This window comes from Geodermatophilus sp. SYSU D01176 (assembly GCF_054050015.1).
The window spans coordinates 46,072-57,211 of record NZ_JBJGYN010000024.1; the positions used below are offsets into that span (position 1 = coordinate 46,072).

13 protein-coding genes are annotated in these 11,140 nt (G+C 76.0%); 7 read left to right on the top strand and 6 right to left on the bottom strand.

From position 1 onward, the window contains the following. Window positions 1-405 precede the first annotated feature (405 nt). The 3 genes from eutC to eat form a co-directional block, all read right to left on the bottom strand. Window positions 406-1,194 (bottom strand): ethanolamine ammonia-lyase subunit EutC, encoded by a 789-nt coding sequence (eutC, locus tag ACI78Z_RS14330; RefSeq protein WP_457037201.1) that lies wholly within the window; start codon window positions 1,192-1,194, stop codon window positions 406-408. Then, complete coding sequence (locus ACI78Z_RS14335; RefSeq protein ID WP_457037202.1) at window positions 1,191-2,606, bottom strand: ethanolamine ammonia-lyase subunit EutB; 1,416 nt, start codon at window positions 2,604-2,606, stop codon at window positions 1,191-1,193. Before ACI78Z_RS14335 ends, eutC begins: the two co-directional genes overlap by 4 nt. A 73-nt stretch (window positions 2,607-2,679) precedes the next feature. Next, complete coding sequence (gene eat, locus ACI78Z_RS14340) at window positions 2,680-4,149, bottom strand: ethanolamine permease (RefSeq protein ID WP_457037203.1); 1,470 nt, start codon at window positions 4,147-4,149, stop codon at window positions 2,680-2,682. A 201-nt stretch (window positions 4,150-4,350) separates the two neighbouring features. On the opposite strand from eat, the gene ACI78Z_RS14345 reads away from it, so the two are divergent. Beyond that, window positions 4,351-5,076, top strand: a complete 726-nt coding sequence (locus ACI78Z_RS14345; RefSeq protein WP_457037204.1) for a GAF and ANTAR domain-containing protein — start codon at window positions 4,351-4,353, stop codon at window positions 5,074-5,076. A gap of 16 nt (window positions 5,077-5,092) precedes the next feature. Here the strand turns inward: ACI78Z_RS14345 and ACI78Z_RS14350 are convergent, their stop codons facing one another. Next, on the bottom strand, window positions 5,093-5,980 hold the full coding sequence (locus tag ACI78Z_RS14350) for an SDR family NAD(P)-dependent oxidoreductase (RefSeq protein WP_457037205.1): 888 nt from the start codon (window positions 5,978-5,980) through the stop codon (window positions 5,093-5,095). An 89-nt stretch (window positions 5,981-6,069) separates the two neighbouring features. Beyond that, complete coding sequence (locus tag ACI78Z_RS14355) at window positions 6,070-6,483, bottom strand: hypothetical protein (protein WP_457037206.1); 414 nt, start codon at window positions 6,481-6,483, stop codon at window positions 6,070-6,072. A 96-nt stretch (window positions 6,484-6,579) separates the two neighbouring features. Between ACI78Z_RS14355 and ACI78Z_RS14360 the strand changes: the two genes are divergently transcribed. From ACI78Z_RS14360 to ACI78Z_RS14375, 4 genes are all read left to right on the top strand, one after another. Further along, window positions 6,580-7,164, top strand: a complete 585-nt coding sequence (locus tag ACI78Z_RS14360; RefSeq protein WP_457037207.1) for a hypothetical protein — start codon at window positions 6,580-6,582, stop codon at window positions 7,162-7,164. Window positions 7,165-7,204: 40 nt separating this feature from the next. Further along, a complete protein-coding gene (locus ACI78Z_RS14365; RefSeq protein ID WP_457037208.1) occupies window positions 7,205-7,474 on the top strand; it encodes a DUF2277 domain-containing protein in 270 nt (89 codons plus the stop codon). Window positions 7,475-7,561: 87 nt separating this feature from the next. Then, on the top strand, window positions 7,562-8,101 hold the full coding sequence (locus ACI78Z_RS14370) for a hypothetical protein (RefSeq protein WP_457037209.1): 540 nt from the start codon (window positions 7,562-7,564) through the stop codon (window positions 8,099-8,101). A 40-nt stretch (window positions 8,102-8,141) separates the two neighbouring features. Further along, a complete protein-coding gene (locus ACI78Z_RS14375; RefSeq protein ID WP_457037210.1) occupies window positions 8,142-8,606 on the top strand; it encodes a PGPGW domain-containing protein in 465 nt (154 codons plus the stop codon). 53 nt (window positions 8,607-8,659) lie between these two features. Here the strand turns inward: ACI78Z_RS14375 and ACI78Z_RS14380 are convergent, their stop codons facing one another. After that, complete coding sequence (locus tag ACI78Z_RS14380; RefSeq protein WP_457037211.1) at window positions 8,660-8,941, bottom strand: hypothetical protein; 282 nt, start codon at window positions 8,939-8,941, stop codon at window positions 8,660-8,662. Between the two features lie 42 nt (window positions 8,942-8,983). Here ACI78Z_RS14380 and ACI78Z_RS14385 point away from each other — a divergent pair, with 42 nt between their 5' ends. Both ACI78Z_RS14385 and ACI78Z_RS14390 read left to right on the top strand, forming a co-directional pair. Then, the gene (locus ACI78Z_RS14385; protein WP_457037212.1) at window positions 8,984-9,502 is read left to right on the top strand and encodes a DUF6328 family protein; all 519 of its coding nucleotides are present in this window, start codon (window positions 8,984-8,986) and stop codon (window positions 9,500-9,502) included. An 85-nt stretch (window positions 9,503-9,587) separates the two neighbouring features. Beyond that, complete coding sequence (locus tag ACI78Z_RS14390) at window positions 9,588-11,030, top strand: hypothetical protein (RefSeq protein WP_457037213.1); 1,443 nt, start codon at window positions 9,588-9,590, stop codon at window positions 11,028-11,030. The last annotated feature ends 110 nt before the right edge of the window (window positions 11,031-11,140 follow it).

Consider the following 11,140-nt stretch of genomic DNA (forward strand, 5'->3'; position numbering starts at 1 on the left):
GAGGCGGGCCGTGTCCGAGCACCCCGACCTCGCCCGCCTGCGCCGGGCCCACGAGGCCTTCGGCAGGGGCGACCTCGACCACCTCACCGAGGTCTGGACGCCGGACATCCGGTGGCACGAGCCCGGGCGCAACCAGCTCTCCGGCGAGTACACCGGCGCCCGCGGTGTTCGAGGTGTTCGGCCGGACGATGGAGCTGACCGAGGGCAGCTCCCGGATGGACCTGCGCACCGGCTTCGTCGACGACACCGACGGCGGCACCGGGGTCCACCTCTCGGGACACCGCGGCGAGCGCACCCTCGACGTCCTCGCCGCCCACCTCTTTCCGCTTCGAGGGCGACCGGGTGGCCGAGTTCTGGGAGGCGAACACCGGCCAGGCGGCGGTCGAGGAGTTCTCCGCCTGACCCTCAGCCGGCTCCGGGGGGCAGCGCCGGGCCCTCGTCCTTGAGCACCACGCCGGAGGCGCCGAGCTCGCGCGCCGCCCCCAGCAGCGCAGCCACGGTGTCGGCGGCCTGCGCGTAGGACAGCCCGTGCGGCGGGCGGACGTTGGAGACGCAGTTGCGCTCGGAGTCCACCCGCCCCGGCCGCGGGTCCCAGGTCAGGTAGACGCCGAGCGAGTCCGCCGACGACAGCCCCGGCCGCTCGCCGATCAGCACGACGACGGCCCGGGTGCCCAGCGCCTCGCCCACCGCGTCGCCCAGCGCCACCCGCGCCTGGTGTGCCAGCACCAGCGGGGCGACCGTCCAGCCGGGCAGCCGCTCCAGCAGGGCGGTCACCAGCCCGGCGGCGTGCTCGTGCACCGCGCGCGGGGACAGCCCGTCGGCGATGACGACGGCGAGGTCGGCCTCGGCCCGCGGCAGCGACGTGCCCTCCGCGAGCTGCCGGCCGAGGTCGGGCCGCTGCAGGTAGGTGGCGCGGTCGGGCGCGGCCGAGTGCACCTCGAGCAGCTCGGCGTCCGGCAGCTGCGCCCGGACCAGCGACGGCTCCAGCGGCTGGTGCACCGCGTCGCGGGCCGCGGCGTGCGCGGCGCGGAACTCCAGCTCCCGCGCGGTGGGCAGCGCGTCGCCGGCCCGGCCCAGCGCGACGCGGGCGCGGGTGGCGGCGCGGAGCACCGCCCACGGGTCCGCCGAGGTGCCTTTCGCGCGCGAAAGGCTGTCGGGGGTGCCTTTCGCGCGCGAAAGGCTGTCGTCGGTCACGCCGACGCCGCCGCGAGCAGGGCCCGGGCGGCGGGCGCGTCGGCGGTCAGCTCGCGTACTCGGCCGTCGTCGTCGAGCAGGTCCATCCGCGCCAGCCACGCCTCGAACTCCGGCGCCGGCCGCAGCCCGAGCACCGAGCGGGTGGCCAGCACGTCGGAGAAGGCCAGCGACTGGTAGTGCAGCATCACGTCGTCCATCCCGGGGACGGCGATGAGGAACGTGCAGCCGGCGGCCCCGAGCAGCAGCATCAGGGCGTCCATGTCGTCCTCGTCGACCTCGGCGTGGTTCGTGTAGCAGACGTCCACGCCCATCGGCAGGCCGAGCAGCTTGCCGCAGAAGTGGTCCTCCAAACCGGCGCGCAGGACCTGCTTGCCGTCGTAGAGGTACTCCGGGCCGATGAACCCGACGACGGTGTTGACGATCAGCGGGTCGAAGTGCCGGGCGACGGCGTAGGCGCGCGCCTCCAGCGTCTGCTGGTCGACCGGCCGCCCGCCGATGCCGCGGTGCGCGTCGGCCGACAGCGCCGAGCCCTGCCCGGTCTCGAAGTAGGTCACGTTCGACCCGACCGTGCCGCGGCCCAGCGCCAGCGCCCCGGCGCGGGCCTCGGCCAGCAGGTCGAGGGTGACGCCGAAACCGCGGTTGGCCGCCTGGGTGCCGGCGACGGACTGGAACACCAGGTCCACCGGCGCGCCCTGCTCGAGCGCCCGCAGCGTGGTGGTCACGTGCGCCAGCACGCAGGACTGGGTCGGGATGCCGTACCGGCCGATCACCTCGTCGACCAGCTGCAGCAGCGCGACCGTGCGGGCCGGGGAGTCGGTGGCCGGGTTGATCCCGATGACAGCGTCCCCGCAGCCCTGCAGCAGCCCGTCGACGATGGAGGCCGTGACCCCCAGCGGGTCGTCGGTCGGGTGGTTGGGCTGCAGCCGGGAGGCCAGCCGGCCGGGCAGGCCGAGGGTGCTGCGCAGCCCGGTGACCACCCGGGTGCGCCGGCCGACGGCGACCAGGTCGGCGTTGCGCATCAGCTTCGACGTGGCCGCGACCATCTCCGGTGTCAGCCCGGGCGCCAGGCCGCTGATCGACGTCTCGTCGCCGGCCGCGGCCCAGGACAGCAGCCGGTCGCGGAACTCCCCCACCGTCAGCGACGCGACCGGCGCGAAGGCGACCGCGTCGTGGGTGTCCAGGACCAGCCGGGTGACGTCGTCCTCGTCGTAGCCGACCACCTGCTCGTCGAGGAAGGTGGCCAGCGGCAGGTCGGCGAGCACCGTCTGCGCGGCGACCCGCTCGGCGGCCGACTCCGCGGCGCACCCGGCGAGGACGTCGCCGGAGCGGGCCGGCGTCGCCTTCGCCATGAGCTCGACCAGCGTCGGGAACTCGTGGGTGTGCCCGCCCAGCGTCGCGCGGCGCACGGTCACGACCCCTCCTCGCTGGCGCTCGTCGGTCTCGTCCCCGACGGTGCTGTGTCCATGGATGACCTCGCGAGCTCGGTCATCTGACGTCCTCCTCCGCGTCGGCCAGCAGCTCGAACTCCTCCTCCGGCGCTGACGCCACGAGGTGGTGGCGGCTGTAGACCGCGAAGTAGGCGAGGAAGGCGGCGTAGGCCGCGAGCGTCCAGAGCGCGGCGGTGACGTCGACGAGGAATGTGGCCACGACGGCGGCGGCGGCCAGCACCAGGGCGACGCCGGTGGTCGCCGTCCCGCCCGGGGTCCGGTACGGGCGCGGCAGGTCCGGCTCGCGGCGGCGCAGCACGATGTGGCTCACCATCATCAGCACGTAGGACACCGTCGCCCCGAACACGGCCATGTTGAGCAGCATCGCGCCCTGACCGGTCAGCGACAGCACGAACCCGATGGCGCCGGGCACGAGCAGCGCCAGCACCGGCGCCCTGCGGCCGTTGGTCACCGACAGCGCCCGGGGCAGGTAGCCGGCGCGGGAGAGCGCGAAGGTCTGTCGCGAGTACGCGTAGATGATCGAGAAGAAGCTGGCGACCAGGCCGAACAGGCCCGCGTAGTTCACCACCGTGGTCAGCCCGCCGGGTGCGCCGGAACCGGCCAGCGCGTCGACCGGCGGGTTGCCCGACCCCGCGATCGCCGAGGAGCCCGCCGCACCCGGGGTCACCACGAGCATGAGGACGGCGAGGACGACCAGGACGCCCATCGCCGCGACGATCCCCCGCGGCATCGACCGGGCCGGGTCGCGGGCCTCCTCGGCGGCCAGCGGCACGCTCTCCACGGCGAGGAAGAACCAGATGGCGAAGGGGAACGCCGCCCAGATGCCGAGGATCCCGTAGGGCAGGAACGCCGAGGCCCCCGCGGCGTCGGTGGGGGCGATGTCGAGCAGGTTCCCCGCATCGAACCGCGGGACGGCGCCGGCCAGGAAGACCACCAGCCCGGCGAGCGCGACGATCGTGACGGCGAACATCGCCTTGAGCGCCTCGCCGACGCCCAGCAGGTGGATGCCGACGAACAGCGCGTAGACCGCGAGGTAGACCCACCACCCGTCGGTGATGCCGAACAGCCCCAGGGACTCGACGTACGCGCCGATGAACGTCGCGATGGCCGCCGGGGCGATCGCGTACTCGATGAGCACCGCGACGCCGGTGGCGTACCCGCCCCACGGACCCAGTGCGCGGCGGGCGAAGGTGTAGCCGCCCCCGGCGGTCGGCAGCGCCGAGCCCAGCTCAGCCAGCCCGAACACCATCGCCGTGTACATGACCGCCATGAGCACGGTGGCGATGAGCAGCCCGCCGAAGCCGCCCTCGGCCAGGCCGAAGTTCCACCCGGCGTAGTCGCCGGAGATGACCGCGGAGACGCCGAGGCCCGCCAGCAGCAGCCAGCCCGCCGTCCCGGTGCGCAGCCGGCGCTTCTCGAGGTAGCCGGCCTCGACCCGCTCGGCCTCGACCCCCGCGTGCGCGGCGGGCCGGGTCCGGGCGGGGTGAGCAGTGGGATCAGCGGTCATGGGCGGCCTCCCGGCGTCGGCCCGCCGACGGCGGGGAGGGGCCAGCGTCGTCGCACGTCAGCGCGGGGTCAACGGGCCACCCCGGGCGCAACACGCCGTTCACGGCACCGTTCCCGGCAGACCCGACCGCCGGGGCGGCGTGCGGGATACTCCGTCGGCGGGGCACCGCCGAGCGGGGCACGACACGGAGGACGGGCGGCAGTGACGCCGAGACGGGACGCGGGGCCGGACGACGGCGAGCTGCTCGCCGCACTGGCGACGGCGGGGAACCTCAACGCCTTCCTCGACGACCTGGTCCACCTGACCGCGCGGCACGTCCCCCGCGCCCACGCCTGCGGGCTGACGCTCACCCGCGACGGCAGCGGGGTGACCGTGGCCAGCACGGGGCCGCTGGCCGACCGGGCCGACGAGCGGCAGTACGAGATGGACACCGGACCGTGCCTGCAGTCGCTGCGCACCGGCACCGTCGTCCGGGTGGACGACATGGCCGCCGAGGACCGTTGGGCCCCCTACCCGGCGCGGGCCGCGGAGCTCGGCATCGGGTCGTCGCTGTCCCTGCCGCTGGTCGTGGACGGCCGGCGCAGCGGCGCGCTCAACCTCTACGCCACCGAGCCCCGGGTGTTCAGCGCCGACGACGAGGCCGCCGCCGCCCGCTGGGCGGGCCAGGCCACCGGCGCACTGGCGGTGGCGCTGCGGCTCGCCGACAGCGACGAGCGCGCCGAGGCGCTCCTCGGCGGCCTGGACACGCGGGCGACCATCGGCCAGGCGGTCGGCCTCCTGATGGCGCGGGAACGGTGCACCGCCGACCAGGCCTTCGACCTGCTGCGGACGGCCTCGCAGCGCAGCAACGTCAAGCTGCGCGACGTCGCCGCCGGCCTGGTCACCGCGTTCGAGGAGGCGCTGGCCGAGCCGCGCGGGCGCCGCTGACGCCTCGGCCGCTCACTCAGACGCCGTGCCAGCGGCCGTCCTTGGCGTTGCGCTCCGGCCGGGAGGCGAACACGTTGCCCTCGGAGGGCAGCGCCCCGTCCCCGGCGAGCGCGAACACCCGGAACAGCGGCCCGACCAGCGCGTCGTAGACGGCCGGCAGCAGCCGGAAGCCGGCGATGACCACGGGGTTGGCGATCCCCGACTGCACCAGCCGCCGCGGCCGCTCCAGCCGCGCCACCACCGCGCGCGCCACCCGCTCCGGCGAGTAGACCGGCGGCGGCGGCCGGCCGGTGCTGCCGGCCCAGGTCGCGCCCTGGTAGTAGATCGGGGTGTTGACCCCGCCCGGCGCCACGGCGGAGACGTGCACGCCGGGCGCGTCCCGGGTCTCCTGCTGCAGCGTGCGCACCAGCCCCAGCTGGCCCCACTTGGCCGCCGCGTAGGTGCCCATCAGCGGCGCGGTGACCGAGGCCAGCAGCGAGCTGACGACGACGAGGTGCCCGGCTCCCTGGCGGCGGAACACCGGCAGGGCGGTGCGGGCGATGTTGGCGGTGCCGTGCAGCGAGGTGTCGACGACGGCCTCGAAGGCCGCGCGGGGCACGTCCTCGATGCGGCCGTAGGCCATGGTCTGCGCCGAGTGCACGACGGCGTCGAGCCGGCCGAGGCGCGCGACGGCGGTCTCCACCACCCGCTGCACGGCGTCGGCGTCGACGACGTCGGCCGGGCAGACGAGGACGTCGGCGGCCCCCTTCTCCCGTGCCTCGGCGGCGGTCACCTCCAGCGCCTCGCGTCCCCGGGCGACGAGCACCAGCCGGGCGCCGCGGGCGGCGAGGGTGTGCACGGTGGCGCGGCCGATGCCACTGGAGGCGCCGGTGACCAGGGCGGTCAGGGGGCGGGTCGGCGGCATGCGGCTCCTCGGGCTCGGGAGGGGGCGGACCCGCGGGCAGCAGTCGGCACCCGCGTAGGTGGAGTCGCTCTACCCACGGCCACCGCGGGTCATGCGGGGCCCTCCCCGGGTGCCGCGGGCAGGAGGTCGTACAGCCAGCCGGGGCCGGTGACGGCGACGCCGGCGGGGAGCCGGGCGCGCAGGCCGCGGTCGGCGGTGACGACGAGCAGCTCCCGGCCCTCCCCGGTCAGCCGGACGGCGCACGCGGCCAGGGCGTCGTCCCCGCTGCCATCGGCCCGCACCGGAGTCACGCCGGCCGGGGCCTCGACGTCCCGCGCGGCCCCCTCGACGACCGCGACCACCTCGTCGCAGGCCACCCGTCCGCCGCCGGGCGCGGGCAGCTCGCTCCCGGCCAGTGGCGCGAGCCGGCGCAGCAGCCGGGCGTTCGCGCCGGCGCGGTCCCGCCACCAGCCGTCGGGCCGGGCGCCGACCACGTTCGCGGCGTCCACCAGCAGCACCACCACCGCCGTCCTCCCCTCCCCCGGCGCGCCGTTTCCGCCGCGGCCCACCGGGCACCCCGCCGGGCACGTCCGGCTCCGATCTTCCCCAGGAGGCCCGCCATGGCTCGCCGCGACTCCACCCTGCCCGGCGCCGACGGCGCGTCGACCACCTCCGGCGCCGCGCGGGACGCCGTGGCCGTCCAGCAGGCGGAGTTCGGCGGTGTCCACTGGGGCGCGGCGTTCTTCGGCTGGCTGTCGGCGACCGGCCTCGCGGTCCTGCTCGTCGCGCTGGTGTCGGCGGCCGACGTCGCGCTGGGCCTGACGGAGGGGGCCTCGGTCGGGGAGGTGGGCCTCGGCGGGGCGGTGGCGCTGCTCGTCGTCCTCTTCCTGTCCTACCTCGCGGGCGGGTACGTCGCCGGGCGGATGGCGCGCTTCACCGGGATGCGGCAGGGCGCGGCCGTCTGGCTGCTCGGCCTGGTCGTCGTCCTGCTGGTCTCCGGCGCCGCCGCCATGCTGGGCAGCGAGTACAACGTGCTCGCCCGGCTGCAGCTGCCGCGCATCCCGGTCGGGGAGGGCACCGCGACCACCGCCGGGCTGGTCACGCTCGCCGCCGCCGCGGCCGCGTCCCTGGCCGGCGCGGTGCTCGGCGGCGGGCTCGGCACCCGCTACCACCGCCGGGTCGACCGGGCCGGTCTCGCCGCCTGAGCGCCCCCCGGACGTCGGTGGGCGCTCCTACGCTGCCGGCATGTGCCGCAACATCCGGCCGCTGGCCAACTTCGAGCCGCCCGTGACCGACGACGAGGTGCACGCCGCCGCGCTGCAGTACGTGCGGAAGATCAGCGGGACGGCGCGGCCCTCGCAGGCCAACGCGGCGGTGTTCGACCGCGCCGTCGCCGAGGTCGCCGAGGCCTCCGCCCGGCTGCTGGCCGCCCTCGTCACGACCGCTCCGCCCAAGGACCGCGAGGTCGAGGCGGCCAAGGCGCGCCGGCGGGCGGCGCTGCGCTACGGGAGCTGAGCGCGCCGGGTGGCACGCAACCGAGTGTGGATCTCGGAAGCGGGGTAGAGCGACTCCATTCCCGTTCTCATCCGGAGGAGCTCAGCAATGGCGCGCAACACCCTGTCCCGCTCGCTGCACGACGTCGGTCTCGCCGCCTGGTTCGGCGGCACGCTGGCCAACGCCGTCGCGCTCAACGCCGCGGCCGGTGAGGCCGGCAGCGCCTCGGACACCGGCCGGGTCGCCAACGCCGGCTGGGACCGGTGGACGCCCGTCAACGCCGCCGCCATCGGCGCCCACCTGGTCGGCAGCGTCGGCCAGCTGATCGGCAACCGGAGGCGCGTCGCGCAACAGCAGGGCGTGGCGGGGATGAGCACGCTCAAGACGGCGCTGACCGCGGCGGCGCTGGGCGTGACGGCGTACAGCCGGGCGCTGGGCAAGGTCGTCTCCGACGCCGGCGGCACGCCGTCCCGCTCGGGCACCAAGCCGAGCAAGCGGGCAAAGGCCGAGGTCGCCGCGGCCCAGGCGAAGCTCGACCAACTGCAGTGGGTGATCCCCGCGCTCACCGGTGCGCTCGTCGTCGTGAGCTCCTACGCCGGTGAGCAGCAGCGGCCCAGCGAGGTCGCGCGCGGGCTCGCCCAGCGCTGACCGCGCCGCCCCCACACCCCGACCCACCTCTGGAGTCCCGTTGACCCGCACCCTCGATGCCCAGGACGCGCACGCCGTCCGGGGCGGCGCCACCCGCTGCCCCGACTGCACCGACGGGCTGGGCCAGCCGCGACCGGTCGAGCCCGGCTCGTGGCGGGACCGCGTCCGCCGCAAGCCCGGCCTGGCCACCGCCTACCGGGTCGCGGTGTTCCTCGCCGGGCTGCTGTTCGTGCTGCTCGGCCTGGCCCTGACCGTGCTGCCGGGGCCGCTCACCATCCCGCCGATCCTGGTGGGCCTGTGGGTGTGGTCGACGGAGTTCGAGTGGGCCCGGCGGTTCTTCGTGGCCTTCCGGCGCAAGGCGCGCGACACCTGGGCGCACGCCAAGCAGCACCCGGTGAGCTCGGCGGCGGTAACGATCGGCGGCCTGGCGGCGGCCGGCGCCGTCTTCTGGGCGGTGGGCCACTACGACCTGGTCGACCGCGCCGTGGCTGCCGTCCAGGGCTGATCCGGCGCGACGAGGCCCGGCGGACCGCATCGGTCCGCCGGGCCTCGTCCGTGTCAGCGCCCGACGTCTCCCGGGTCGGGGGTGCGGAACGGCGTGTCCCCGTCGCCGTCCGTGTCGGTCGTCTCCGGCGCGTCCTCCTCGGGCCGGTCGGGCTCCTCGCCGCCGATCCCGAACCCGTCGGCGGTGGGCGGGGCGCCCACGCCCGGGTCGGCGGCCGGGATGCCGTCGTCCTCCCGGCCGGGGTTCGGCTCCATCGGCGTCCACATCGACACGTCGTCCTCCTGGTGGATGGGGCGTTCGAACGGCGCGTACCCACCCCCGCGGCGTGGCACCATCCGGCCGAAGGTGAACGGCAGGTGAACGGGAGGCCGGTGGGGATGACCGACGTGCGGAGTGCACGGCACCGCGACGACTCGCAGGGTGACCCCGGAGAGAGCCGCAAGGAGCGGATCGACCGCGAGCTGATGGAGCTGCTCAACGAGCTGCGGGTGGCGCTGCCCGGGGTGCAGTTCCTCTTCGCGTTCCTGCTGATCGTGCCCTTCCAGCAGCCGGGCACGCCGTTCACCGACTTCCAGCGGGACGTCTACTTCGTGACCCTGCTGGCCGCCGCGGTGGCGACCGGGCTGCTCATCGCACCCGCGGCACAGCACCGGGTGCTGTTCCGCCAGCACGACAAGGAGGCGCTGCTGCGGCGCAGCAACCGGTCGGCGTTCCTCGGGCTGACCGTGCTGGCCGTCGCGATCGTCGGCGCGGTGTTGCTGGTGACCGATGCGGTGTTCGACCTGACGCTGGCGTGGGTCACCGCGGTGGCCATCGCCGTGTTCCTCGTCTGGTGGTGGATCGCCGTCCCCTTCTGGAAGAGGGGTCACAACCAGCAGGACCAGCCGCTCGCCTGACCTACTCCCCTGCGTCGGTCCCGGACCCTACGGCGCGCCGCCGACACGTCGGGCCGTCGAGGAAGGGTCGCCTAACCTGCTGGGCATGAGCACGACGGCGGAACGGGCGTCCGCACCGCCGCAGCCGGTCCCCGCGCCGTCGTCGTCCCGCTGGTCCGTGCTCGAGCTCGTGCCGCCGCTGGCCGTCGTCCTGCTGGGCGCGGTGCTGCTGGCGCCGGGGCACGGCCTGTGGTTCGACGAGCTGTTCACCGCCGAGGTGGGCCGCCGGCCGTACCGGGAGATCCTCGCGGCGATCGTCGAGGGCCGTGGGACGACGAGCTACCTGGCCGACGTCCCGCCGTCGTACAACGCGCCCTGGTACTTCGTGGTGCACACGTGGGTGTCGCTGCCCGGGCTCGGCGGCGACACGTCGCTGCGGGCGCTGTCGCTGCTGGCGAGCGCCGGCGGGCTGGCGCTGGTCACCCGGGCGGTGACCCGGCTGGCCACGCGGGCGACCGGGGTGCTGGCCGGCGTCGTGCTGGCGGTGAACCCGCTGCTGCTGGAGCAGGCGGTGGAGGCGCGGCCCTACGGGCTGGCGGTGCTGGCGACCGGCGGCGCGCTGCTCGGGCTGGTGCGCTGGCTGCAGGGCGCTCCTCGGGGGTTGTTGCTGTTCGGCCTGGCCGGAGCGGGGATGGGGCTGGCGCACTGGTACGCGGGAACCGTGCTGGCCGCCTTCGTCGTCGCGGCGCTGCTGCTGCGCGGGCTGCGGGCGGTGCCGGTGGCGCTCACCGGTGCGGTGGCAGCCCTGCCGGCCGTCGGGCTGGTCGGGGTCAACCTGCTCAACGGGACCGGCGCGCGCAACGCCCAGCACCTGCGCGACACCGGGGGCACGCTGGCCGACCAGGCCGCCGAGGCGTTCACCGGCGGGCTGACCCCGCTGCTGTACCTGGTGTTCGGACTCGCCGTGCTCGGCGCGCTGCGCGGCACCGGGGCCCGGGTGGTCGGGACCTGCTGGCTGCTCGTGCCGCTGGGGCTGCTGCTTCTGGCCGAGGAGCTGCGGCCGGTGTACCTGCCCCGCTACCTGCTGGCCGGGCTGCTGGGGCTCGGCGTGCTGGCGGCGGTGGGCGCGCTGACCGTGCCGCGCCCGGCCCGCGTGCCGGTCGCCGGGCTGCTGGTGGCCTGCTCCCTGGTGGCGGCGTCCCCGCTGGCCGAGCGGCAGCCGCGGGAACGGGCGGACGAGGTGGTGGCGCTGCTGGCCGAGCAGCACCGCGCCGGCGAGCCGATCGTCGCCGCGGACCAGCGCTCGGCGACCGGGCTGGACCACTACGTCCGGACGACGGCGCCGCAGCTGCGCCCCGACGTCGTCCTGCCGCCGGACGACGCCCCCGGAACCGCCGACCGGGTGTGGCTGGTCCGCCGGGTGATCCGCGGCGAGGTCGTGTCCACCGACGACGACGAGGTCCTGCTCGACGCCGGGCTCCGGGTGGTCGGGGAGTACGCCTTCGACGCGTCGAAGACCGACCTGCTGGTCCAGGTCTGGGCGCGCTGAGCCGCTCCTCCCCCGACGCCGGGCGGCTCCGAAATGCCGTGGGCGGCGCCGTTCGGGAGCGCTACCGTCGATCCGTGCCCGAGCCCGCGACCTCCTTCGCCCGCCCCCGG

What these genes read in the sequence shown, in the direction of transcription:
- eat (WP_457037203.1), bottom strand. Translation starts at nt 4,149, where the DNA reads ATGACCGCTGATCCCACTGCTCACCCCGCCCGGACCCGGCCCGCCGCG.
- ACI78Z_RS14350 (WP_457037205.1), bottom strand. Translation starts at nt 5,980, where the DNA reads ATGCCGCCGACCCGCCCCCTGACCGCCCTGGTCACCGGCGCCTCCAGT.
- ACI78Z_RS14360 (WP_457037207.1), top strand. Translation starts at nt 6,580, where the DNA reads ATGGCTCGCCGCGACTCCACCCTGCCCGGCGCCGACGGCGCGTCGACC.
- ACI78Z_RS14365 (WP_457037208.1), top strand. Translation starts at nt 7,205, where the DNA reads ATGTGCCGCAACATCCGGCCGCTGGCCAACTTCGAGCCGCCCGTGACC.
- ACI78Z_RS14370 (WP_457037209.1), top strand. Translation starts at nt 7,562, where the DNA reads ATGGCGCGCAACACCCTGTCCCGCTCGCTGCACGACGTCGGTCTCGCC.
- ACI78Z_RS14380 (WP_457037211.1), bottom strand. Translation starts at nt 8,941, where the DNA reads ATGGTGCCACGCCGCGGGGGTGGGTACGCGCCGTTCGAACGCCCCATC.
- ACI78Z_RS14385 (WP_457037212.1), top strand. Translation starts at nt 8,984, where the DNA reads ATGACCGACGTGCGGAGTGCACGGCACCGCGACGACTCGCAGGGTGAC.
- ACI78Z_RS14390 (WP_457037213.1), top strand. Translation starts at nt 9,588, where the DNA reads ATGAGCACGACGGCGGAACGGGCGTCCGCACCGCCGCAGCCGGTCCCC.